The organism is Bacillus sp. FSL L8-0199, from assembly GCF_038005705.1.
In the GTDB taxonomy this organism is placed as follows: domain Bacteria; phylum Bacillota; class Bacilli; order Bacillales; family Bacillaceae_G; genus Bacillus_A; species Bacillus_A cereus.
On sequence record NZ_JBBOTS010000001.1, the window covers coordinates 753,502 to 778,400 of the forward strand.

A 24,899-nucleotide genomic window follows, 5' to 3' on the forward strand; every position below is an offset into this window, starting at 1 on the left:
ATTAATCGTATGCTTTTATATCTGTTAATGATGGAAGAGAGGCAATTGCACCGTAATTTGTACATGTGATAGCGCCTACTTTATTTGCAAAGGAGATAAACGCTGTTAAGTCTTTGAAATGATACGAAAGTGTATGTTCACTTTGGGCAATCTGATATAACATTGCTCCAACGAAAGCATCACCAGCACCAGTTGTATCGACTTGTTGAATGGAAATAGAAGAGACAATGGTTTGACCTTCATTTGTCGCAAGAAGTGTACCGTCTTTTCCAAGTGTAATAGCTACTACTTTTGCGCCATAATTTAATAATTTGAGTGCAGCTTGTTGTAAATCACTCTCTTTAGAGAGCATAGTAGCTTCCTCTTGACTTACTTTTACGAAGTGTGCATGTTTTATAAAGGTTAGACAATCTTGAGAGAATTGTTCTGTATTTGTAATGAGTGCACTTCGATAATTTGGATCAAAAGAAATAAAATGGCCGTTATCTTTCGCATATTGTAACAACTGAAAATACGTTTCTTTTAATGGGCTTGATAGTAAAGCTGTCGCTGAACCGAAATGTATTAAATCATTCGTTTGTATTTTTGATAAATCAATGCTATTGAATTGATATTCACCATCTGCACCACGCATAAAAGTAAAATCACGTTCGCCATCTTGATCGATGGATACGAATGCAAGTGTTGTTTGTTTATCTTTTATGAGCATGGATGTATCGACTTGCGCACGCTGTAAAGTTTGTTCAAGAAACTCACCAAATGGGTCATTTCCTACTTGTCCCATAAATGTAGCGTGTCCACCTAATTTTGTAATCGCAGCAGCAACGTTAGCGGGTGCTCCACCAGCTTTTTTTTCGAAATCTGAACCGTTTACTAAAGAAACGTTAGTATTTCGGCACACAAAATCAATTAATAGTTCACCTATACAAAAGACATTTCTCATACAATCCCTCTTTTCAGCTTATATTGTGTGATGATAAAGTTTAGTTTTGCATCTGAAAAGATTGCGATATGATGTTTCATGTCTTTTCGAGGAAAAACTCGGGACGTAAAGACTGTTGAACCATCGTATAAGAAAATTTCCACGATGCTTTTATCTACAAATATTTGTAGTTCTATCGTATCTTGAATATCGATTTTTTTACAGCGTTCAAATCCATATTCTCCGCCAAATTGATGGTAGAAGTTGCCCCTGTCTATAGAAATAGTACCTTGTTCCCGATTAAATGTAATGGGGAAACATTCCTCCTCATTGTGGAAGAGAGAAAGCCCAAAACGCTTTGCATCTTCTGTTTTAAGTGTAACAATTAATTCATAGGAGCCTTTATCATCAAGCGTTGATAATACATTTAATCCAGCTGTTATATCTCCTGAAATTTCTTTTTTTGTTGTTCGTAGTTTTGTTAATTCTGAAACTGGTTTTTGTTTTAAGATGTTATCTTCTAATGTTAATTCACGTGGAAGTGTTAGGCAATGAGCCCACATATAATCATCAGAAGGATATGTGATTTCACTTGATCCTGCCCAAGCAAACAATAGGCGACGACTAGTAGAGTCTTCTAAAGTTTGAGGGGCATAAAAATCGAATCCTTTATCAGCTTCGTAATAGGAATCAACATGGAAATATAAATTTTTAATATCGAAATGGCCTATGGCATAAACGACATTGTATATATTGTGAAAGTTTTCGCCGTCTTTTTCAATTCCTTGCGGTGAAAAGAGAAGTACATCTTTCCCTGATAATTGGAAGTAATCGGGGCATTCCCACATAAATCCGAATTCTTTTAAATTTGTTGTAATTTCGCCTTGGAAATGCCAATTGTATAGGTCTTGTGATTTGTATAGTAATAGAGTTCCTGTTTTATTTTCACGTTGGGCACCGAGTAACATATAGTACATATCATTATGTTTCCAGACTTTTGGATCACGTACATGTTTTGTATATCCGTCAGGAATTATATCAATAACAGGATTATTACTATATTTCGTCATCGTATATTGTGAATCCATTGTTGCCATACATTGTTTTGCATCACGGGAATCATCAGGCTTTTTTATATTCCCTGTATAAAGTAAATGAAGAAGGCCATCTTTTACGATAGCACTACCAGAATATGCACCGTGTGATTCATAGCTTTCAGTAGGGATGATGGCTACAGGCATACGCTCCCAGTTAATAAGGTCTTTTGACTTCACATGCCCCCAATGCTTCATTCCATGAATGGGACCAAATGGATACCACTGATAAAAAACGTGATATTCATCATTGTAGTAGGATACACCGTTAGGATCATTCATTAATCCAAATGGTGGGTGGATATGATAAATTGGTTTCCATGAATCTTGGTTTGCAATTTCATATAAAGAATGTAATTCGTCTTTATTAGATTGCAGTATTGTTTTATATTTTGACATAGGTTTTCACCCCGTTATTATTTACTTTCTTTATATAAAATGAATGTGGCAACAAAAGCAGTGATAACTGCAATAGCGAAACCAATTATATAGTGAATCATGTTCATCATGCCAAGAGGTGCAACAATTGTAAGCATCGGAATACCTGTTAAACCGTATGCATTAGCCGCCACTTGCATCCAAACAACGTAAGCGCCTCCAATTGCGCCGCCAATAGCTGCTGCAATAAATGGTTTACCAAGTTTTAAATTGACACCAAAAATAGCTGGTTCTGTAATTCCTAAAAATGCTGAAGCTGCGGCCGGAATTGCAATTTCTTTCGTTTTTTTGTTTTTTGTTTTGAAATAGACAGCTAAAGTAGCACCGCCCTGTGCAACGTTCGCCATTGACCAAATAGGGAGTAAGAAATTGACACCGATATCTTTATTTGCGAGTAAGCCTGCTTCAATAGCGTGGAAGCTATGGTGTAAGCCAGTAAGAACGATTGTTGAATACAATCCGCCGAATATAAGTCCAGCTACTGGTCCTGCAAATTGATAGATTGTATTTAAAAGGTACGTAATGCCGTCACCGATTTTATATCCAATTGGTCCGATAATAATAAGTGATAAAAAGCCAGTTATAATAATTGTTAAGAATGGTGTAACTAATAAATCTAAAGAGTTCGGAACACGTTTTCGAAGTTCTTTTTCAATTGTACTCATAACATATACGCATAATAAAATAGGTAAAACAGTACCTTGATAGCCAATCATATCAATATCCATACCAAAGAAATGTAAAACAGTTGGTTTTGCATTTGAAAGAGTCCAAGGATTTGTTAAGCTTGGGTGAGTTAATATACCACCAACAACTGCACCTAAGAAAATGTTTCCACCAAATTCTTTAGCGGCACTAACTCCAATTAAAATAGGTAAAATAATGAAAGCTGCACTTGAGAACATATCAAGTAATTGGATAAGTGAGTGATCTCCAGGAACTAATTTAAACGCTTTCAACATTCCGAGTAGACCCATAAGTAAACCGCTTGCGACGATAGCTGGAATAATTGGAACAAAAATATTAGATAGTGTCTTTGCTAGGCGGGCGATAGGATTCATTTTTTTCTTAGGTATATCGTTTGATGTTGTAGAATCTAGTTCGGCTATTCCAATTAGTTTTGAGAATTCATCATATACTTTGTTTACTATGCCAGTTCCAAAAATAATTTGATATTGCTCGGTCGTTGCGAAAGCACCTTTTACTCCATCGATGTTTTCGATTTCTGCAGCGTTTATTTTCGTATCATCCTTTAATATAAGACGAAGGCGAGTCGCGCAATGTGTGGCACGGACAATGTTTTCCTTTCCACCAATGTTCTGTATTACTTGAGTTGCAATTTGTTTCATATCCATAAAAATTCCCCCTTACTATAAATTTTCTTATATGGAACCGGTTCCTTAAGGAACTAAAATAAAAAACAGGGAAATGATGTTGAAAATCCTGTTTTTAAAATGTGGAACCGGTTTTAATTTTATTATAGAGCGCCTTTATATTTTGTCAACGCTTTCTTGGATTTTTAATGTATAACGAGAGTGTAATATTTTTGGTATAGTTTTGTTTTCAACAAGCTGTGAAAGAGAAGTGGCAGCAAGCTTTCCAGCATACTCATAGTCAAACGCAATTGTCGTTAAACTAGGGTGTACCATTTCTGAAATATCATATCCACCGAATCCTGTTACAGAAATATCACCTGGTACAGAAAGGGAGTGGGAGTGAATGACTTTCATTGCGCCAAGAGCGATGTTATCTGTAGCACATACGATAAGAGTTGGGCGATTATTATCTAAAATATGTTGTACTTGTTTCATGGCATCTTCTATGCGGAAAGTTGTTTCGTAATATGAAACGTTGCAAGTTGGTTCTAAATTTTCAATTGCTTTTTGAAAACCATTTTTTCGATTTATTCCAACAGAAATATCATCTTTTCCTATCCCTAAATAGGCAATATGTCGATGGCCTTGTGATAAAACGTATGCCCCTAACTCATACGCTGCATCATAATCATCGTGAACGAGGCAATATTGATTTTTATATTCTTGCCCGACGAATAAAATAGGGATGTTTGAATTAGCCATAATTTTTTGATGTTCATTCGTTAATGTTTTTGTTAATAAAATAATGCCAGCTACCTTTTGTTTTATAAAGTTTTCAATTGCTTGTATTTCAGTTTCGGTTGTTTGATTTGCATTTGCTACAAGCATTTGATAGTTATTTTCCTGTAATGTTTTATCGATCCCGATAAGTGTTTTCATTGTAGCGAAGGAGTCTAATCGGGGGATGATGACACCAATTAAATTTGTTGTTTTTGCTTTTAAACTTTGAGCAAATGTATTGGGAGAGAAATTTGTTTCCTGAATAATACCTTCGATTTTAAGTTTTGTTTTATCACTTACATATCCGCCGTTTAAGTAACGAGAGACTGTGCTTTTTGCAACTCCAGCCAATTTGGCGATATCTGCAATTGTTTTAGCCATAGTATTTCACCTTCGTATTCATAAAAATGTTAACTTTATTATAGGGAGAATTAGAGATGACGTAAACAAGAAGAGGGAAAGAAAAAACCACCTCACGTATATGAGGTGGAATAATTGTTAATATTTAGGCTTAAATGTATGACAACAAGTCTCTACACTCGTTGCTACAGAACTTTCTAGTGTCTCGTTTGTTAAAACAGCAGCTGTATATGAATCATTTTCAGTTTGACCAGTTTCATCTGCATCAGGCTGAACGATGATCGCACTTGCTTGACAAAAGTTACCTTGTCCCCAAAAAGAACAGTTGGAAACAGAACATCTTACTTCTGGCATAAAACCCCCTCCTTATACATTAGTGTGGGATTTTACACCCATTTCATGTGTAGAAGGAGTTTCCTTTTCTCGTTACTTTTTCGTTTGCTCAAGCCATTCTTTTAATTTATCTTTCGGCTGTTCACCGCTAATACGGCTCACTTCTTTGCCATCTTTAAAATGAATGATTGTTGGTGTTCCTTGAATTTTATATTCATCCCAAGGAGCATCTAATTTTTCAATATCCATAACTTTCATATCAACGTTTAAGTCTTTAGCCATTGGCACTAGGACAGGAGATAATTTTTGGCAATGAACGCAGGATGTTTGATAAAAGTATACTGTTTCTTCTTTTTTCTCTTTTAAGTTCTTTTGAAGATCTGAAAGAGAAATTTTATTTGTGTAGTAGTCAGGACCGTTTGTCTTACTTTCAGTAGGATTATCAATCTTTTGGCTAGTAGCATTTTTTTCTTCCATTTGTGTGACCGCGAAAATTGCTACGAACAAGGCGATAATAATACCACCAAATATAAGCATTTTTTTCATTCTTTCATCTCCTTATTTGTTTTTGATGACAATAAAGCTACAAACAGCGATTGTAATAAAGCCGATAAGTGCTAAAAACGGGATTGTAATAAAACCAAACCAGTTTATAAATTCTCCGGTGCAGGGTACACGACCGCAAGCTGCTCCAGCAGCTGAAAACGCTGCGACTTTTTGAATTGCATAGTGATATAAAGAAATACAAGCACCAATACTTGCAATTGGTAAAGAATAACTTGCGATGCGATAATCTTTTTTTGCTACAGCGATACCGAGCCATAAAACGAATGGATACATAAAAATACGTTGATACCAACAAAGAACACAAGGCTCAAATTTCATGATTTCGGAAAAGTACAGACTTCCTAGTGTAGCGATAAAAGAAGCTCCCCATGCGGTAAGTAAAGCATATTCTTGCTTTTTTTCTCGTCCCATATTTTATACCTCTCTTATAATAGTTACATACTAAATTATAGTATGAAGTGGTATGGAAAAGAAAGAAAAAATATGTTTATCAATAAAAGTTTTATAAGAGGGAACTTTTATTAGTATTAATATTAATAAAAGCGCTACCCTCCTAAAGAGAATAGCGCTATATTTTACATTTGAATTTGTTCTACTTCTTCTACATGCGACTTTTGGGATGCGTGGTCAATATATTGAAATAGGAGCTGCAATTGTTTATCAACTTCTGGTAGTTCTTTACTGTATTGATAAGCGTGTAAAAAATGCTCAATACGCTTAGAAAATAATTGATCGTTCGTTTGAACCATGAGAACGAGTAATTTATCCCAATTACAGCAATACGTGTAATAGAGAGCTTTATCATAGTCGTTATATGTTTGCACTGTATACCCTCCTTACCGAGAGTTATATATAGTGTGTGATAAGTAAGGGGAAATACACTTGAAAGAATTTGTTAAGAAAAAAAGTGAATGAAAAGAAAAAACGAGGAGTTTCCTCGTTTTTTAAGCTTTTGGCATTGGCGTAGGTGTTGGTTTGCCATAGCCTTCCTTGTATTTATTATCGATATAGTTGCGAATTTCAAGCGTTGATTTTCCTTTTTGTTTCATGGAAGCAGATTCAACTGCGATTTCTAGGCAATTGACGCAAGTCGTTGCGTGGGAATCCCAAACAACTTCACCATTCTTTTTAATTTCACGGATAAAGCAGTTTTTATTATTTTTATGTCCTACACTTTCACCGCAACCACAATAGCATGGAATCCAATCTAATAGCTCTGCATTTTGTCCAGCGACGGTGTAGATATCTTTCATTTGTGGATCAAGCTTATCTAGGAAGGTTGGAAGTGTGTCGATTCCTTTTGTTTTCTCTTGAATGTCAGCTTGCTGAGTGTGCGATGCGTGGTCATGTTCTTCTTGTTTTGATTCAGAAGATTTTTGGTCATTTGTACCTGTACTTCCGCATCCAGCAAGAATTAAGCTTAGTACTGCAAGTAAAGAAAATACATACTTTTTCATTCGCTTGTCCCCTTTACAAATGTATTAATCAAATTGTATCAGACTAAGGGACACCTAGGGAGAAGTTTTTTTTGAACGATTTTTGAAGTGCCATCTTAGTGAATGAAACAAAAATAAAATCGGGATATAAGCGTATACAATATATAAACCCGCTTGAGATAGTACGGTATTTAATGTATTGATACTTTCACGGTTTGTGAAAAACAGAGAAGCTGAAAATATGATGAAAATAAAAAACGGTAATGTAAATTTAAATGAAATATGAAAGGAACGCTTCATCGTTTGACATGATGACCAAATGGTTAAGCAAAGGTTTGGTAAAATAATTAAAAACCAAACGAAAATAATAATATATTCAAAGCGCTGAATAAAAGGAACTTTAATTATTTTTAACATCGTTAAAGTAGGCCAAATAGTACGGTGTAATTGTCCCTCGCTATAATACATAAAAGATACGATAGCTAAAATCACATAAATTAAAGTGCTAAAAGCAATTCCAGCATGGGCCCATCGCTTTAAAGATTTTCCTTTTTCAATAAAGGGATAAAAGATAAGAATTGTTTCAAATCCCAGAAATTCCAATGCGGAGTGTTTTGCAGATATAAGCATGTCAAAAGGTGAATGCGTAAAAATAGGTAAAATATTACGAAAATGTGCATACTTCATCGGATAGATTAAAAAGAACACAACGAAAATAGGCAGCACAATACCCCAAAAGCATATCCCTGTCACAGAGCGAAAGCCGCCTTTTATAATGTAGTAAGTGACTAATAAAAACATAAGCGTAAGTTTCCATAACTTAATGGTAGGGAAAATCCAAACTTGTATTACTTCCATATATGTCCGAAGAACAGTAAGGCAAAATAATAAGCAATAAAGAGTGAAAATTACAGAAAATATAGAGCCAACCCATTTTCCAAAAGTTGTTGTATGAATGCTAATTAAATCTCCGTCTTTTTCAAGCATTTTTAACATACAAAATAGTACAATATGAGTTGCAATCCCCGCAATAATAAGAGAAATCCAAGCATCATAACCTGCATTTTTCAAAATTACACGTTGATATCCGAGAATTCCTATGCCGATTTGGAGAGAATGCAATAAAATAAATGCAAAATATGGAGAGACAGTTTTTGTCTTATTCATTGTATTCATTGCTCATTTCACCTCACTATTCTCCGATTCCAGATTGTACAATATTAAGATCTAAATTTATATCTACCGCTACATTTTTATACATATTTCGAATTTGTTTTATATTCCATTTTCTCGTATGGCTTCTAATTTCATCTCGTATTCCTAACGGATCAATTTCCTTTTCTTGAAATTGTTTTATTAAATCTTCACAGTCTTTTTCGACATTTCGTTCAATTTGTTTTTTTATATAATTGATATTTGTTTTTTTTCTTAGATCAATCCAATTAGGAGAGTTTTTAATTAATCCATTTAATTTTAAATTGATTTTTACTTTTGGTATGTCGCCAGTTTGATCTATATCATACTTATTTTCTCCGGCTAAGTTTTGTATAACAACCATACCTTTATGCTTATCCTTTTTTATTGCTGCTTCGTAACGTCCATTTTTCGTAGGATTAATAAGTAATTTTGCTAAAACAGAATGTCTTTTATCCGTATACATGACGACTTTATCGCCTTTTAAAAAGGCAAGTCCTTTGACAGCGACGGAATGATTATCGTCCATTTTAATATAAGGAACATAGGCATCACATACAGAAGAGTAATAATTATATAAAAAAATGTTTAATTCAGTTTGTGGAATGTTCTCATTTCTTATATTTTGCTCGAGTAAATCAGCAATATATAAAGACCCATTTTTTTTTCCGTAATTTAAAAGCTCTTCAGCCGATCCATCTACAATTGCTAGTTGTACATCACGCCCGATATTTGGGTCACGTTGTAAGTTAGTAATAATCTCTCCCATTCCGCGTTCTCCTAGAGCCTTTCCAAATAGGACGACACGCATTTGACCTACAACAACATTGTGAGGAGATTTCGCATTCAATCGTGAAGCAATTGTTTCAAGTGAACGGGCAGATGTTGTTTGAGTCTCTGGCTTAGACTTTACACCATGTGTGTACTCTGGGAACAGAATAGTTCCTTGGAATCCTTTGTTTTTTGTGATGTCAAATCCAGCAATATGAATAATACGCTGTGCATCCACTATATACGTTTGTGTACAGCCAGTTTGTAAAACGAAGAAGATAATGATAAGGTGCAATAAAATTTTCTTCATTCATTCTCACCATCACGTTTTTGCTTCGATTTGTTTGGATTGTAGCGCCATTTTGATTTTGGTCTAAGAAAAGAAGGTCTTTGAGCCGTTTGGCTAAATGGTAATCGAAGAAAACCTTCTGCTGTACCTAAACCACGAAATGGATATAAAGGTAATAAATAAGGTGATCCAAGTGATTTTAATTTAATTAAATGAGCTAAAATAAATACAAATCCGACAGCGAGGCCTAATCCTCCGAATGCACCAGCTAAAAGAATAAGCGGAAAGCGTAACAACCGGATAGTAGAAGACATCTTTACAGTCGGTGTTGTGAAAGATGCAAGGGCGGATAAAGCAACTGCAATTAATAAAATTGTACTTGTTAAAGCTGCTTCAACAGATGCTTGTCCAATTACAATCCCCCCAACAATCCCAATCGTTTGTCCGACTTTTGTCGGTAAACGCGCTCCAGCTTCACGAAGCAATTCAATTGTAATTTCTAAAAAGAGTGCTTCTAGAATAGGAGGGAAAGGTACGTTAGCTCTCGAGAAAATAATAGGACCTAGTAAATCGGCAGGAATCATTTGATAATGATATGTTAAAGCCGCTGTATAAATAGCGGAGGAAAAAAGAGAAAATATAGCTCCGAAAAAACGAATAATACGAAAGAACGATCCAATCATCCACGGTAAATAATAATCTTCTGGTGAAATGAAAAAATCCAGTAACGTTGTTGGTCCTGATAAAGCATATGGAGAGCCATCTGTTAAAATTAAAACTTCCCCGTTAATTAATGCAAATACAGCTCGATCTAATCGTTCTGTAGGTAATAGAACAGGAAAAGGTGAATTGCTATTATCACTAATAAATTGCTCAATCATAGTTGAATCAAATGGGACATCAAAGTCAATGTCTTCTAGCCGTTGAAGTGCGGTGTTGACAAATTGTTCATTTGTAATTCCTTCTATATAAGCAACTGCTACTTTCGTTTTTGATATAGATCCGACGGTAACTTCTTTAAAAATGAGTTGCTCCGTTACGATATTTCGGCGTAATAAGTGGATATTTGTATCAAGGTTTTCAACGAAACCGATTTTAGGCCCGATTACGCTATACTCATTTTCTGTATCGTTATATAATCGTTTTCCTAAAACAGTACTTTCGGCACGAATTAAAGCATATTGATCAGGATTCGAATTGTTTTTTAAGCGTATTAAAATATATCCACCTAATAATTTTTCACGAATATCATCAATAGAAGGGGAGGTAATAATGTCTTCAATAGAGATGATATTACATAAATCAGAGATGTTTTGGATTTGTTCCGATTCCTTTTTTATAGGAGTTAAAATGAATTGTTTAATAATAAGTGCTTCCACGACAGATTTATAATAAAATAAGCACAACGTTTCATCTTTAAGTATGTTATAAGAGACAAAATCGCTTGATTCTTTCATGGTTTGTATAAATTCTGGGATAGAACAAAGTGTTTTTGTATTAGTCTTTTTTGATTTCTTAGATGATAAACCGAACATTTTCTCACCCCTAACTTACATCATTTACTTGTGTTAGTTTTTGGGAAAGACGGGAATTTATACTTAAAAATTGAAAGTTCATAAAGAAAAGGAAGAGTGGTGAATGGCTCTTCCTTTTTAGCATTTTAATTTGTTTTTTGTTCTTTAATAGACTTCACTAATTTCATCATTTCCGCTCGTATATCTTCTCTTTTTACATTTAATTTTTCGGCAATTTGTTTAATGTCCATTCCATCTTTTTTCATTTTTAATACATCATCAAGAGGGGTATTGCTTTTTTGAGAGATGATTGTTAACACAGTAAGATGACGCAATTTGATGTTATATTCTTTCATTTTTTGCTTTAGCTGATCCGGTGTGGATTTTTGCATAGTTGCTAACTGTTGTAGCAGTGCTTGCTTTGTTTCTTTACTCATATGATGCTTTTTCAGCTTACTTGGATCTACACCGAAATGCTCGGCTGTTTTCTCCCAAGATTTATTTTGCTTATAGTAAGATAAAACATCTTTTATTTCTTGTTTACTGATTCTTGCAATGTGAGCAGCTTTCCAAATTTCATGTTTGTTATAGCCGAGCTTTTCTAGCGACTGCATTTCTTCTTCTGAAATTGGTTTATGGTGATGCATTGTTACTTCTTTCGGTGTGGCAGCGGAAGCCGGGAAGATAATTGCTCCGCATAATAATGCTGTCATAGTCATACTTACCGCGATTTTTTTGTACATGTAAACTCCTCCTAGATGGATAGTGTGGAAAACTGTACACATATCATTTCCATAAAATGTGAAATACTTGTGAACAAGTTAAGTTTTTTTATTCACAGCATGGAATGACGTTTTTAGAAGTTTTCCAACATAAAACATTGATTAATAGTAAAAAACTAAGGTATAATCGAAATTGAAAATCAATATCAATAATGAAGATAAAATTATACATATAGATAAAAATAAGGGAGAGATAAATATGACTACATATACTTCCATCGCTAATGTGATTAAAGAAAGGCGCTCTGTTCGTACATTTACAGACAAAGCAGTAGAAAAAGATCTATTAATTGAACTATTAAACGATGCAACATGGGCACCAAATCATAAGCACCGTGAACCATGGAATTGTAAACTATACATCGGAGAAGGCCGCAAGAAATTAGTAGATGCAGTATTAAACTCTTTCACAGAAGAAGAAAGAGCGAAACGCGGTAAAATTTTATCAGATCGTTTCTTAAACACGCCTGCACAAATCGTTGTATATATAAATGAAGATCCGCGTCAAATTCAACGTGATGAAGATTACGCTGCAACATGTGCATTTATGCAAAACTTCCAACTTCTTGCTTGGGAACGCGGATTAGGTTGCGTTTGGAAATCAGGCGGATTAAACTACAATCCATTATTTATAGAAGGAATCGGTTTAACAAGAGGTCAACGTATCGTTGGAATTCTTCACCTGGGCTATTTCGATAAAGCGCCAGAAGGAAAAGCTCGTACTCCGATTACGGAGAAGATGGAGATTATTGAAGGTTAATAGATGAGACATTCTCGTTTTTGCGGGGGTGTCTTTTTATTATGCAATCAATCCTCATGAAAGCTTGTTCTTCATCATACACTTTCTTAAGGGAAAGTGTAAGGAGGGAAAATAATGAGAGCAAGTGACGATAAAGCACTGCAATATGCGATTGCGGAAATTACGGAAATTGCGACTGGATTTGGGCTTGATTTTTATCCGATGCGTTATGAAGTATGTCCAGCGGAAATTATTTATACATTCGGTGCATATGGGATGCCGACGAGGTTTTCACATTGGAGTTTTGGAAAACAGTTTTTCAGAATGAAATTACAATACGATTTAGGTCTTAGTAAAATATACGAACTCGTTATTAACTCTGATCCATGTTACGCCTTTTTATTAGATACGAATTCTTTAATTCAAAATAAATTAATTGTAGCGCACGTTTTAGCGCACTGTGATTTCTTCAAAAATAATATTCGTTTCTCTAATACGAAACGCGATATGGTGGAGAGTATGGCAGCGACAGCAGATCGTGTGAAGGCGTATGAACATAAGTATGGAAGAGAAGAGGTAGAAACGTTCTTGGATGCAGTACTTGCCATTCAAGAACATATTGATCCATCGCTTATGCGTCCGAAACTTGCTTGGAGTATTGGAGATTTAGAAGAGGATGTAGAAAAGAAGAAGATATCACAGTACGATGATTTATGGAATTTAGATGATCGAAACAAAAAGAGGGAACGACCTAATATGCATAAAAAGAAGAAAATCCCACCGCAGCCAGAAAAAGATTTACTCCTCTTTATTGAAGAATATAGCCGTGAGCTAGAAGAGTGGCAGCGCGACATATTAACGATGATGCGCGAGGAAATGTTATATTTCTGGCCACAGCTTGAAACGAAGATTATGAATGAAGGCTGGGCTTCCTTCTGGCATCAACGCATACTCCGTGAAATGGACTTAACATCTTCTGAAGCGATTGAATTTGCAAAGCTTAATGCAGGTGTAGTTCAACCATCAAAAACAAGCATTAACCCATACTACCTCGGTATTAAAATGTTTGAAGATATAGAGGAGCGCTACAACAACCCGACAGAAGAAATGAAACGACGCGGTGTAAAACCAGGATCTGGTCGAGACAAAATTTTTGAAGTACGTGAAATTGAGTGGGACGTATCGTTCTTAAGAAACTACTTAAATAAAGATCTTGTTATGCGAGAAGATATGTACTTATTCCAGCGCCAAGGAAAAGAATATAAAGTAATAGATAAAGAATGGGAGAATGTGCGTGATCAACTCGTAAATATGCGGACAAATGGTGGGTTCCCGTACTTAGTAGTAGAAGATGGAGACTACTTAAAGAACGGAGAATTGTACATTAAACATAGTTACGAAGGAATCGAGCTCGATTTAAAATACTTAGAAAAAGTACTGCCATATCTTCATCAATTATGGGGAAGAACGGTGCATATGGAGTCCATTGTGGAGAGTAAGGGCGTTGTGTTTTCTTATGATGGGAAGATGGTGCATCGGAAGTATGTGTGAGGGGAAGAACGGACATAGGATACTGTGTCCGTTCTTTTTTATTTAAAATAGGAAAAATATGCTATTCTTGAAAAAAGGGAGTTATATAGAGAAATGGAGCGATTAAAATGAGCAAAGTAGGGGTATGCAAGGTTGATATTACGCCGCCTGTAGGTATTGATTTTGTCGGATATCATAGAGAGACAGGAATAAATAATATTGAAGAGCGTATTTATGGGACAGTTTTTGTATTTGAAAAAGATGAAATGAAAACTGTGTTTATAAGTATTGATAATATTGGAATGTTAGTAGAAGATACGAATATGATTCGTGAGCGAGTAGCAAGTAGGCTTCATGTTCCATTTGAGCGAATAACAGTTGTTTATACACATACCCACTCTGGTCCAGAAACGGTCGGTGATAATTCGCTCGTACAGTCGTATAAAACGATTTTAGTAAATAATGTGGTGCAAGGTGCTGTTACTGCTAATAAAAACTTGAAGCGATGTGAAGTTGGCTGGAGTGTTACGACAGGTGATATTGGGGTCAATCGAAGAGAGAGAACATCTGATGGAAAAGCGAAGATGGGAACAAATATAGATGGTGTTGTAGATAAACGAATTGGTATGTTAGCAATAAGAGATGCTGAAACGAAGGAGTTATCTGGGGTTTTAGTATTTTGTACTGCGCATCCGAATGTTTTAAAAGGTGATAGCGATGTATTATCAGCAGATTATCCTGGAATGACGAGAGAGATTCTTGAGAAAATCGTAAACTGTCCTGTTATTATTGTGCAAGGAGCTGCTGGTAATGTAAATGCAAAGTATCGCGGTTCAAGTGAAGCGTTAAAACAAATGGCTTACATACTTAGTGGACATATATTAACGATGTTGCCAGCAGTTACATATAGCCCAATTTTAAATTTAAGGACAGTTTCAAGTACGGTGCAAATGAAGTTGAATGATATTCCTGAAATTGATGAGATACGAAGCATGGCTCGATTAGCTGAGAAGCAGTGGGGCGTAAATACGGAAGAATGGCTTACTATCGTTTTAGAGAAATATAGGCAAGGTATTCGGCGGTTAAGTATTGATTTAGAAGTGCAACTGTTTCAAGTTAATGATGGTATGTTTTCAGGTATACCGATGGAACCTTTTTCAGAAACTGCCTTAGAAATGAAAGAGAGCCTTCAAAATGAATTGGCTTTCTTTGGTGGATATATGAACGGATATCTTGGTTATTTACCGACAAAAGACGAATATGCATATGGCGGATATGAAGTAGAATTAAGTCCTATTGTGTATGGAACAGTTACAAATTTGTTAATGCCACCGGGAGAGAATACTGCGGAGTTGATTGTGAAAAAGGTTATGGATTTATGTAATATGGTGAAACTTTAATGAGACAGATTTTTGAACGCAGAGTAAAGAATATGACTAATTGTGTGATTTTGTTAAGTCAACGTAATTAATAATGATTATCATTATTAATTACGTTGACTTTTAAAAAAAGAAAAACTAGAATTTATAAAGGGATCTTCAATTGTTCGCTATCATTTGTATAGGAGGTAAGTTATGTTGTATAGCTTTATTTCTATAAGATGTAGGTTGGCTCTTTATAGTTTTGGTGTTCTTTTTATCTTTTTTTGTATAGTATTTTTGGTGAATCAGAAGGTGTATGCAGAAGATGTACCGTGGACATCAGTTTCAAATGAGGGAGAACGTGTACTTTTTCAAGAACAATCTTTGTATAGTAATGATCGAAGGGGAGAAGATCTTGTTTCACCTTCATTTGAAGGGCGTAAACATGGTGGGGAAGATTGGGGATACTTATTAAGAGACAGTAATTTTAATTATCCATCTAATATCCTTACACATTCTATAATAGGAAGAGATGATCGAATTAGAGTTACTGATACAACTTTGTATCCTTATAGGGCTATAGTACACACAGTAATTCAATTTAATGGACAAGAGGTTTATGGGTGTACAGGAGCGCTAATTAGTAAAGATACAGTATTTACAGCTGGGCACTGTGTTTACAATAAAAAGCTTGGTGGATGGGCAAAAAATGTTATTGTGACTCCTGGTAGAAATGGAAACCAAGCACCGTATTTGCCTTATAGTTGGACAAAGCTTTATTCAGTAAGTGGATGGACTGATGATGGAGATTCGGAATTTGATTATGGAGCCATTAAATTAAATGGATCTCCTGGAGATTATACAGGGTGGTTAGGATATAGAACTACTAATGTAGAGTCTCCAAAGGGGTTACTCGCAGTAGTTCCAGGGTATCCGTGTGATAAAGTAGGAAATGAAAAATATACTATGTGGACAGATTATGGACCAATTGAAGGCACTAGTCCTAGAATTTTAACATATAGGATGGACACTTATGGATGTCAAAGTGGAGCACCCGTATATCATGACTATTCTCGCACGGGTGTAACAATAATAGCTACCCATACAGTAGGAAGTAATTCTTGGAATTCTGGAAACCGGGTGACAGACGATGTTTTTAATAATCTTAAAAAATGGTCTGAATAAATATAATAAGCTTTTATGGATTTTATGTTGTGTACTGGTCATAATCATAATGTCTAGTTCTATAGCAAATAATGAAAAGAAGTTTAGTAAGGTTGTTAATTCTGTAACTTTTCACGTAAAAAATAAAGAAAAACAGCCAATAAAAGATTTTGAAATTATACTTATGAAAGACGAATCACCTGAACCCAGTAAAGAAATTGGGATCTCAATAGGGAAAACAGACGAAGAAGGAAAAGTTATTTGGAGGAATGTGAGAACGGGAAAATATATCGTATTTTTGCCAAATAACGAGATACAGATGGTTATGATTAATGATAGAGGTGCAACGAAAAAAATAAATATATCATTGTAGAAAAAGAGTCCATTGGGATTCGTTTTCTCAGGTTGTGGCATTAAAGAATTTTACGTGGAATGGATCTAACCTTATGTGAAGAAGCAATTGATTTTGAAAATTTAAATACAGGTGTATTTAAATTTTCAAAACACGTATTTATACATTGGTTTAATCGTACAGAAAGTTATAGAACTATACGTAAAAGAACTTGGAGATATCTAAGTTCTTTTTTATCTCGCTATTTGCCGGGCAGTAAGACCCCCACCTCAAAATTCAGCGGAAGCAAAGAAGTTAGGTGGGGGATTAACTGTCCGTAAAAGCCCGATTGGTGAGGGATGATTAAAGTTTCACTTTATTTGTTTCAAATTTGTGAAAGAAAGACATATTGATTGAAATTAAATTTTTTATACTCTATCATATACCCATACAGGTATAGGTTTTTGTTTAATGCATGAGGAAATCAAATAATAAATAACATGGAGGTTTGAAATATGTCTAGAAAAATTGTTGTAGTAGGCGGAGTTGCTGGCGGGGCATCAGTAGCTGCAAGGCTTCGTCGTTTAAGTGAAGAAGATGAAATTATTATGGTGGAGCGCGGTGAATATATTTCATTTGCAAATTGTGGCTTACCATACTATATTGGCGGTGTTATTACAGAAAGACAAAAGTTATTAGTACAAACTGTTGAAAGAATGTCAAAGCGCTTTAATCTAGATATACGTGTATTGAGTGAAGTAGTAAAGATTAATAAAGAAGAGAAAACAATTACGATAAAGAATGTAACTACAAATGAAACATACAACGAGGAATATGATATTTTAATTCTTTCACCAGGGGCAAAACCAATTGTTCCACCTATTCCGGGTATTGAAGAAGCGAAGGCGATGTTTACGTTACGAAATGTACCTGATACAGATCGTATAAAAGCGTATATTGATGAGAAGAAACCACGTCATGCGACGGTTATTGGTGGCGGATTTATTGGAGTGGAAATGGTTGAAAACTTAAGAGAACGAGGAATTGATGTTACTCTTGTAGAGATGGCGAATCAAGTAATGCCACCAATCGATTATGAAATGGCAGCATACGTACATGAACATATGAGAAATCACAATGTTGAGCTTGTTTTAGAAGACGGTGTAGATGCGTTAGAAGAGCACGGGACTGTTGTACGTTTAAAAAGTGGTTCAATCATAAAGACAGATATGATTATTTTAGCAATTGGTGTGCAACCAGAGAGTAGTTTAGCGAAGGATGCAGGGTTAGCACTAGGAGTTAAAGGAACGATAAAGGTAGATGAGCGTTTTCAAACGTCGGACCCGCACATATATGCAATTGGTGATGCGATTGAAGTGAAAGATTTTGTTACAGAAACAGAGACAATGATTCCTTTAGCGTGGCCAGCTAATCGTCAAGGTCGCATGTTAGCAGATATTATTCATGGCCATACAGATTCTTTATATAAAGGTACGATGGGAACTTCTGTGGCTAAAGTTTTTGATTTAACAGTTGCTTCGACTGGAGTAAATGAGAAAATATTAAAACGATTAAATATACCCTATGAGGTAGTACATGTACAGGCGAATTCGCATGCAGGATATTATCCGAATGCTACGCCAGTGCTAATAAAATTAATTTTTAATAAAGAAAGCGGAAAAATGTATGGGGCGCAGGCGTTAGGGCGTGACGGTGTAGATAAACGTATTGATGTTATCGCAACGGCAATGAAGGCAAACTTAACTGTAATCGATTTGCCGGATTTAGAATTATCATATGCCCCGCCCTATTCTTCTGCAAAAGACCCAGTAAACATGGTGGGGTATGCAGCAAGTAATATAGTAGATGGTTTCGTGGACACAGTACAATGGCATGAAATAGATCGTATTGTTGAAAATGGTGGGTATCTTATTGATGTTCGAGAGCCGAATGAACTCAAACAAGGAATGATGAAAGGTTCTATTAATATTCCGTTAGATGAATTACGTGATCGATTGGATGAAGTGCCAATGGACAAAGAAATATATATCACTTGCCAACTTGGTATGAGAGGGTATGTTGCAGCGCGCATGTTAATGGAAAAAGGATATAAGGTAAAGAACTTAGATGGTGGCTTTAAATTATACGGAACAGTAGTACCAGAACGTGTTGTATATTAATATTTTTTCATCTTCCACTTCAAAATTTGGTGGAAGATGAAAGCCTATATAGTAAGGTTTCACTTCTTGTTTTGTGAACATATAAGATAAATATTAAAAATAGGGGTTTACAAAATACCCTATAGGGTATAATATATTGTCATAGGTTATAAATAGTGACATAATGGTAATGAGGTGATTATAGGATGGAATATAATCAAGATATGAAAAATAGATTGAAACGTATTGAAGGTCAAGTTCGTGGTGTACTTCGTATGATGGAAGAAGGAAAAGATTGCCGAGAGGTTATTACACAGTTAACGGCATCTCGTTCTGCACTTGATCGTACAATTGGACTTGTTGTTGGGACAAATTTAGAGCAATGTTTGCGTGAGCAGTTTGAAAGCGGTAATGCTTCAAATGAAGAGTTAATTAAAGAAGCTGTTCAATTACTTGTAAAAAGCCGATAATCTGTCAGACATAATTGTTGACAGATTTTCAAAAACATTTTAATATACCCCTACAGGTATATGTATATAAATTATGGAGGAATCGACTATGAATATAAAAGTGGATATGAGTTTAGATTGTAAAGGGTTGGCTTGTCCGATGCCGATTGTGAAAACGAAGAAGGCGATAGAAGGATTAGCACCAGGGCAAGTGATTGAAGTTCAGGCAACAGATAAAGGATCTACGGTAGATATAAAAAGTTGGGCGGGTAAAGTAGGACATCAATATATCGGGACGAAACACGAGGATAATGTATTGGTGCATTATGTTAGGAAAGCAAACGAGCATGAAGTGAATGAAATTGTGAAATATCCTCATACAATTACGAATGCTGAATTGGAAGAGATAGTATTAAGTGGTGAAGAGTGTATTATAGTAGATGTTCGTGAAGCGGCGGAATTCGCTTTTGGTCATATTCCATCGGCTATTTCAGTTCCATTAGGCGAACTTGGTAGTGCGGAATTAGATCAGACGAAGCAAATTTACGTCGTTTGTCGAACTGGTAACCGTAGTGATGTAGCTTGTCACATGTTGAAAGAGAAAGGTTATGCAAATGTGAAAAATGTCATCCCAGGCATGTTAGAGTGGAAAGGGAATGTGGAAAAATAAAATTTTTTAAATAAAAATATACCTACGGGGGTAATGAGATGAATGTTAAAGCATTACAAGCAAAAGATGTTGCAGAGAAAGTTTTATTCGGAGAGTTGTTTATTTTAGATGTTCGTAATGAGGCGGATTATGAAGGTTGGAAAATTGAAGGAAAAGAAGTTACTTCAATGAATGTGCCGTACTTTGATTTATTAGAGGGTGTAGATCGTATTGTCAGTGAACTACCTAAAGATAAAGATGTTTTAGTAGTATGTGCAAAAGAAGGGTCTTCTATATTTGTAGCAGAGCAATTAACAGAGGCTGGATTAGAAAATATTTACTATTTATCTGGTGGTATGAAGGCTTGGAGTGAATATGTAAAGCCTATAAAAGTGGGAGATTTAAAAGATGGCGGAAGTATGTATCAGTTTAACCGTCTTGGAAAAGGTTGCTTATCATATATGGTTATTTCAAACGGTGAAGCAGCAGTTATTGATGCAGTAAGAACAGTTGAAGCGTACGAAGAGTTTGCGAAAGAGCATGGCGTTACGATTACGAATGTAATGGATACACATTTACATGCAGACCATATTTCTGGCGGACGTAAGTTAGCGGAAAAAGTAGGTGGTACGTATTGGTTACCGCCAAAAGATGCAGAGGAAGTTGTGTTCTCATATAAACCACTTGTTGAAGGATCTGTTATTACGGTGGGGGGTACTAAAATTGAAATTGATGCATTATACTCACCGGGGCATACGATTGGAAGTACGTCATTTATTGTAGATGATTCCTATTTATTATCAGGTGATATTTTATTTGTAGATTCAATTGGACGTCCAGACCTTGCTGGGAAAGCTGAAGATTGGGTAAGTGATTTACGTACTACTTTGTATAGCAGATATAAAGAACTATCTCAAAACTTAGTTGTGTTACCGGCTCATTATTCAAAAATAAGTGAAATGGACGAGAGTGGTATTGTTAGTGCTAAATTAAAAGATTTATTTGCGTATAATGCAGGATTAAATATTGAGGATGAGGGAGAGTTTCGTAAAGTTGTAACGGAGAATTTACCACCACAACCGAATGCATATCAAGAAATTCGTCAAACAAATATGGGGCGATTAAATCCAAGTCAAGACGAAGAGCGTGAAATGGAGATTGGTCCAAACCGTTGTGCTGTTCATAATTAATTCGATTTTAAATGTAATAAAAATAGGAGGTATATAAGATGAAAGTGAAAGAAGTATTAGATGTAAAAGGATTAGCATGTCCAATGCCAATTGTAAGAACGAAGAAGGCAATGGAAGCATTACAATCGGGGGAAGTGTTAGAAGTACACTTAACAGATAAAGGTGCGATTAAAGATATTCCAGCATGGTCACAAAAAGGCGGTCATGAGGTGTTAAAGCATACAGAAGAAGAAGGCGAATTAAAGTTCTGGATTAAGAAAGCTTAATTATAAAAATAGGAGGCAAACAAGATGAAAGTGAAAGAAGTATTAGATGTAAAAGGATTAGCATGTCCAATGCCAATTGTAAAAACAAAGAAAGCAATGGAAGCATTACAATCGGGGGAAGTGTTAGAAGTACACGTAACAGATAAAGGTGCGATTAAAGATATTCCAGCATGGTCACAAAAAGGCGGTCATGAAGTGTTAAAACACACGGAAGAATCTGGTGAATTAAAGTTCTGGATCAAGAAAGCATAGCGGTTCAATAATAAGTGGAAGATTACATCCTCTGCTTATTATTGAAAGTAAAGAGGATAATCATATATGTCTTATATAGTTATATCTCTAATAGTATCGATGCTAGGAAGTTTAGTAAAACGTTACATTCCGGTTTTAAATGTTGCATATATTTCGTTAGAACAAGTAAGGAAAATGGAAAGTGTTGTTGTAGATGTACGCAATTATACAGAGAGTCACAGTGATAACACTTCTAGAATTATGTGTATACCGTATGCGTATTTAAAACGGTATTATCATGAAATACCAAATAAGCCTTTGCATCTTATTGTTCATAATAAAGTGGATCGGAATTTAAGTGTTCGTTTTTTAAGAAAGAAAGGGTTCCATATTCAAAGCTATAGTATATATTTGGACGGGAAAAAGGCATAGAAGGAGTTTAAATAGTTTTATGGATGTAAAGACAATATTGAATGTAATCTTAATTGTACTTGTATCGTGGTTTATTATTTCTCGCTTCTTACCAGTTAGAGGAGTAAAAAATATTTCAGGAAAAGATTTAAAACGTATGATGGGGCAAAAGAATAAACAATTTATCGATGTACGTACAGTAGGTGAGTATAGAGGGAATCATATGAAAGGGTTTCAAAATATCCCACTAAATGAGTTAGCGAGTAAGGCAAATCAGTTAGATAAAAATAAGGAAGTAATTGTTATTTGTCAGAGCGGGATGAGAAGTAAGCAAGCAGCAAAGGTATTAAAGAAATTAGGATTTCAGCACGTTATCAATGTTTCAGGCGGTATGAATGGTTTGTGAGGAGGGAATTTAAAATGAAAGAAATGACAGTAAAAGAATTGGAAGAAAAATTGTTACGTAAAGAAGCAGTAAATATCGTGGACGTACGTGAAGTAGAAGAAGTAGCCGAAGGGAAAATTCCAGAAGCGTGTAATATTCCACTAGGACTATTAGAGTTTCGTATGCATGAGTTGGATAAAAAGAAAGAGTATATTATCGTTTGTCGTTCTGGCGGAAGAAGTGCACGAGCAGTTCAGTTTTTAGAGAGCTACGGTTTTCAAGCAATTAATATGGTAGGTGGTATGTTAGCATGGGAAGGTAAAGTCGTATAGTACAGAGATACATGATTTGAACCTTTTTATAAATGATGAAATACCCTTATAGGTAATCGGAGGGAGAACAACATGGAACAACAGAAGAAAACAACAATCGTTTTATTTAGCGGAGATTATGATAAAGCAATGGCTGCTTATATTATTGCAAATGGTGCAGCGGCGTATGATCAAGAGGTAACTATTTTTCATACTTTTTGGGGATTAAATGCTTTAAGGAAAGATGAGCATGTGAAGGTAAAGAAAACTTTTATAGAAAAAGTGTTTGGAAAAATGATGCCACGCGGTGCGGATAAGATGGGATTATCAAAAATGAATTTTGCAGGTATGGGACCAAAGATGATTAAAGGTATTATGAAAAAACATAATGCGATGCCTTTACCAGATTTAATCGATTTGGCGAAAGAACAGGGGATTAAACTTGTCGCTTGTCAAATGACAGTAGATTTATTAGGGTTAAAAGAGGAAGAGATTATGGAAGGGGTAGAGTTTGCAGGAGTAGGAGCTTATTTAGCAGATGCTTCGGATGGAAATGTAAACTTATTCATTTAATTCATCTTCTTTCTAGAAGGGAGGGGATGTAAGATGAGCTTAGTCGTATTACTTTTTATAATTGGATTTATAGGATCGTTTATATCAGGAATGGTTGGAATTGGCGGTGCGATTATTAATTATCCGATGATCTTATACATTCCGGTATTGCTGGGATTTTCTGGCTATACATCACATGAAGTGAGCGGTATTACAGCGGTGCAAGTATTCTTTGCAACTTTTGCAGGGGCATGGGCCTATCGGAAAAGTAATGATATGGATAAAACGCTAGTTGTATATATGGGAGCTAGTATATTAATAGGAAGTTTCATAGGAAGTTTTGGTGCTAACGTATTAGCGGAACATACGGTCAATGTTGTTTATGCAGCTTTAGCCACAATTGCTGCTATTATGATGTTTGTACCGAAGAAAAATAATAGCGGAGCAGTTCATTATAATAAATGGTTAGCAAGTTTGTTAGCATTTATTGTAGGAGGTGTTTCCGGTATTATTGGGGCTGGCGGTGCATTTCTTTTAGTTCCTATTATGCTAGTTATTTTAAAATTACCATTGCGCATGACGATAGCAACATCTATCGCTATTACGTTTATTTCCTCAGTAGGGATTACGACTGGAAAAGTGATTACTGGACAAGTAGTTGTAATTCCAGCTCTAATTATTGCGGTTGCAAGTATATTTGCTGCGCCACTTGGAGCACGAGTCGGGAAGAAAATCAATCAAAAAGCGCTGCAATATATGTTATCGATTTTGATTGTAGGTACAGCTATTAAGATGTGGATTGATATGATATCGAAGTAAAAGGATGGCGCTGCTTGCAGCCCATCCTTTTATTTACGCCCAAATCACTTTCATTAAGTTTTTATATTCGTCATTTGCTAATTTATATAGCATTCTCGTATGTTCAAAGACAAGTGCTGGATTAAAGTTTGGTTCTGAGAATGCAAGAGATGTTGAAATATCAATTGCATTTTGCTTGTTTAATGTGAATTTTGCAAAGCGATAAGATGTATTTAATTCATTGATGACATGTAAAATATCATTTGTTGATGTTGCATCAGGCACGTGAGCAACATTGAAGCAGTATATATCTACCGTAGGATGTTCGTTTTGGAAAGCAGCGATAAGTTGAATTTTTGCGCCAGCTTCTGTCTCTAATCCTACTGAAAAATGAACAGAGCCATCATTTTCATCTATATTTTCTTCCATGTATATATCGTTGGATTTTAAGTAGTCTTTAAAATCTGAGATGTTATGTTTTACTGCAGCTTTCATATGTATGAGCCCCCTGATAATTGGAATAGATTGCTACTATTTATTATAATTTAAAAATATTAAAAAAGATAGTTAGAAAGTT

At 35.3% G+C, this 24,899-nt stretch carries 30 protein-coding genes; 16 read left to right on the forward strand and 14 right to left on the reverse strand.

Going from position 1 to position 24,899, the window contains the following annotated elements; translation table 11 throughout:
* Nucleotide 1: 1 nt before the first annotated feature.
* The 13 genes from NST86_RS03900 to NST86_RS03960 all read right to left on the reverse strand — a co-directional run bounded on the left by NST86_RS03900 (nt 2) and on the right by NST86_RS03960 (nt 11,757).
* Complete coding sequence (locus NST86_RS03900) at nt 2-943, reverse strand: carbohydrate kinase family protein (RefSeq protein WP_001246642.1); 942 nt, start codon at nt 941-943, stop codon at nt 2-4.
* Nucleotides 940-2,415 (reverse strand): beta-fructofuranosidase, encoded by a 1,476-nt coding sequence (scrB, locus tag NST86_RS03905; protein WP_000049743.1) that lies wholly within the window; start codon nt 2,413-2,415, stop codon nt 940-942. The genes NST86_RS03900 and scrB overlap by 4 nt, the downstream gene beginning before the upstream one ends.
* Nucleotides 2,416-2,432: 17 nt before the next feature.
* A complete protein-coding gene (locus NST86_RS03910; protein ID WP_000367319.1) occupies nt 2,433-3,809 on the reverse strand; it encodes a sucrose-specific PTS transporter subunit IIBC in 1,377 nt (458 codons plus the stop codon).
* Between the two features lie 135 nt (nt 3,810-3,944).
* Nucleotides 3,945-4,931, reverse strand: a complete 987-nt coding sequence (locus tag NST86_RS03915) for a LacI family DNA-binding transcriptional regulator (RefSeq protein WP_001140398.1) — start codon at nt 4,929-4,931, stop codon at nt 3,945-3,947.
* A 117-nt stretch (nt 4,932-5,048) separates the two neighbouring features.
* Nucleotides 5,049-5,264: a DUF1540 domain-containing protein gene (locus NST86_RS03920; protein WP_001115481.1), complete on the reverse strand. Its 216-nt coding sequence runs from the start codon at nt 5,262-5,264 to the stop codon at nt 5,049-5,051.
* A gap of 72 nt (nt 5,265-5,336) precedes the next feature.
* Complete coding sequence (locus NST86_RS03925) at nt 5,337-5,789, reverse strand: thioredoxin family protein (protein WP_000738450.1); 453 nt, start codon at nt 5,787-5,789, stop codon at nt 5,337-5,339.
* A gap of 12 nt (nt 5,790-5,801) precedes the next feature.
* Entirely contained in the window at nt 5,802-6,221 is a 420-nt protein-coding gene (locus tag NST86_RS03930; RefSeq protein WP_000532262.1) for a disulfide formation protein C, read from the reverse strand.
* Between the two features lie 164 nt (nt 6,222-6,385).
* On the reverse strand, nt 6,386-6,634 hold the full coding sequence (locus NST86_RS03935) for a YhdB family protein (protein WP_001195459.1): 249 nt from the start codon (nt 6,632-6,634) through the stop codon (nt 6,386-6,388).
* Between the two features lie 120 nt (nt 6,635-6,754).
* A complete protein-coding gene (locus tag NST86_RS03940) occupies nt 6,755-7,267 on the reverse strand; it encodes a PCYCGC domain-containing protein (RefSeq protein ID WP_000761028.1) in 513 nt (170 codons plus the stop codon).
* Between the two features lie 54 nt (nt 7,268-7,321).
* Entirely contained in the window at nt 7,322-8,422 is a 1,101-nt protein-coding gene (locus NST86_RS03945; RefSeq protein ID WP_086423992.1) for a GerAB/ArcD/ProY family transporter, read from the reverse strand.
* A gap of 16 nt (nt 8,423-8,438) precedes the next feature.
* Nucleotides 8,439-9,521 (reverse strand): Ger(x)C family spore germination protein, encoded by a 1,083-nt coding sequence (locus NST86_RS03950; RefSeq protein WP_000722243.1) that lies wholly within the window; start codon nt 9,519-9,521, stop codon nt 8,439-8,441.
* Complete coding sequence (locus NST86_RS03955; protein WP_000467493.1) at nt 9,518-11,035, reverse strand: spore germination protein; 1,518 nt, start codon at nt 11,033-11,035, stop codon at nt 9,518-9,520. Before NST86_RS03955 ends, NST86_RS03950 begins: the two co-directional genes overlap by 4 nt.
* Nucleotides 11,036-11,160: 125 nt before the next feature.
* Nucleotides 11,161-11,757: a hypothetical protein gene (locus tag NST86_RS03960; RefSeq protein ID WP_000276998.1), complete on the reverse strand. Its 597-nt coding sequence runs from the start codon at nt 11,755-11,757 to the stop codon at nt 11,161-11,163.
* Between the two features lie 238 nt (nt 11,758-11,995).
* Between NST86_RS03960 and NST86_RS03965 the strand changes: the two genes are divergently transcribed.
* The 16 genes from NST86_RS03965 to NST86_RS04040 all read left to right on the forward strand — a co-directional run bounded on the left by NST86_RS03965 (nt 11,996) and on the right by NST86_RS04040 (nt 24,343).
* A complete protein-coding gene (locus tag NST86_RS03965) occupies nt 11,996-12,556 on the forward strand; it encodes a nitroreductase family protein (protein WP_000214816.1) in 561 nt (186 codons plus the stop codon).
* A gap of 114 nt (nt 12,557-12,670) precedes the next feature.
* Nucleotides 12,671-14,086, forward strand: a complete 1,416-nt coding sequence (gene spoVR / locus NST86_RS03970; RefSeq protein WP_001202724.1) for a stage V sporulation protein SpoVR — start codon at nt 12,671-12,673, stop codon at nt 14,084-14,086.
* 107 nt (nt 14,087-14,193) lie between these two features.
* Nucleotides 14,194-15,465, forward strand: coding sequence for a neutral/alkaline non-lysosomal ceramidase N-terminal domain-containing protein (locus NST86_RS03975; RefSeq protein ID WP_000048708.1), 1,272 nt, complete (start codon nt 14,194-14,196; stop codon nt 15,463-15,465).
* Between the two features lie 174 nt (nt 15,466-15,639).
* Complete coding sequence (locus NST86_RS03980) at nt 15,640-16,611, forward strand: trypsin-like serine peptidase (protein WP_140159094.1); 972 nt, start codon at nt 15,640-15,642, stop codon at nt 16,609-16,611.
* Nucleotides 16,577-16,963 carry a DUF2606 family protein gene (locus tag NST86_RS03985; RefSeq protein WP_000478585.1) on the forward strand — a complete coding sequence of 129 codons (387 nt, stop codon included), beginning with the start codon at nt 16,577-16,579 and terminating at the stop codon, nt 16,961-16,963. The genes NST86_RS03980 and NST86_RS03985 overlap by 35 nt, the downstream gene beginning before the upstream one ends.
* A 473-nt stretch (nt 16,964-17,436) precedes the next feature.
* Nucleotides 17,437-19,101, forward strand: a complete 1,665-nt coding sequence (cdr, locus tag NST86_RS03990) for a CoA-disulfide reductase (protein WP_016117192.1) — start codon at nt 17,437-17,439, stop codon at nt 19,099-19,101.
* 185 nt (nt 19,102-19,286) lie between these two features.
* On the forward strand, nt 19,287-19,550 hold the full coding sequence (locus tag NST86_RS03995) for a metal-sensitive transcriptional regulator (RefSeq protein WP_000456205.1): 264 nt from the start codon (nt 19,287-19,289) through the stop codon (nt 19,548-19,550).
* A gap of 73 nt (nt 19,551-19,623) precedes the next feature.
* Nucleotides 19,624-20,199: a sulfurtransferase TusA family protein gene (locus tag NST86_RS04000; RefSeq protein WP_001999122.1), complete on the forward strand. Its 576-nt coding sequence runs from the start codon at nt 19,624-19,626 to the stop codon at nt 20,197-20,199.
* Nucleotides 20,200-20,237: 38 nt separating this feature from the next.
* A complete protein-coding gene (locus NST86_RS04005; RefSeq protein WP_001101019.1) occupies nt 20,238-21,368 on the forward strand; it encodes an MBL fold metallo-hydrolase in 1,131 nt (376 codons plus the stop codon).
* A 38-nt stretch (nt 21,369-21,406) separates the two neighbouring features.
* Nucleotides 21,407-21,634 carry a sulfurtransferase TusA family protein gene (locus tag NST86_RS04010; RefSeq protein ID WP_016117194.1) on the forward strand — a complete coding sequence of 76 codons (228 nt, stop codon included), beginning with the start codon at nt 21,407-21,409 and terminating at the stop codon, nt 21,632-21,634.
* Between the two features lie 24 nt (nt 21,635-21,658).
* Nucleotides 21,659-21,886, forward strand: coding sequence for a sulfurtransferase TusA family protein (locus NST86_RS04015; RefSeq protein ID WP_061664795.1), 228 nt, complete (start codon nt 21,659-21,661; stop codon nt 21,884-21,886).
* A 66-nt stretch (nt 21,887-21,952) separates the two neighbouring features.
* Nucleotides 21,953-22,297 carry a hypothetical protein gene (locus NST86_RS04020; RefSeq protein ID WP_000120509.1) on the forward strand — a complete coding sequence of 115 codons (345 nt, stop codon included), beginning with the start codon at nt 21,953-21,955 and terminating at the stop codon, nt 22,295-22,297.
* A gap of 19 nt (nt 22,298-22,316) precedes the next feature.
* Nucleotides 22,317-22,682, forward strand: coding sequence for a rhodanese-like domain-containing protein (locus NST86_RS04025; RefSeq protein WP_000382694.1), 366 nt, complete (start codon nt 22,317-22,319; stop codon nt 22,680-22,682).
* A gap of 14 nt (nt 22,683-22,696) precedes the next feature.
* Entirely contained in the window at nt 22,697-22,993 is a 297-nt protein-coding gene (locus tag NST86_RS04030; protein ID WP_000661816.1) for a rhodanese-like domain-containing protein, read from the forward strand.
* A gap of 72 nt (nt 22,994-23,065) precedes the next feature.
* Entirely contained in the window at nt 23,066-23,545 is a 480-nt protein-coding gene (locus tag NST86_RS04035; protein ID WP_000437728.1) for a DsrE/DsrF/DrsH-like family protein, read from the forward strand.
* Between the two features lie 33 nt (nt 23,546-23,578).
* Entirely contained in the window at nt 23,579-24,343 is a 765-nt protein-coding gene (locus NST86_RS04040) for a sulfite exporter TauE/SafE family protein (protein WP_086423994.1), read from the forward strand.
* A gap of 33 nt (nt 24,344-24,376) precedes the next feature.
* On the opposite strand, the gene NST86_RS04045 is transcribed toward NST86_RS04040, so the two are convergent.
* A complete protein-coding gene (locus tag NST86_RS04045) occupies nt 24,377-24,817 on the reverse strand; it encodes a hypothetical protein (RefSeq protein WP_000642362.1) in 441 nt (146 codons plus the stop codon).
* Nucleotides 24,818-24,899 lie beyond the last annotated feature (82 nt).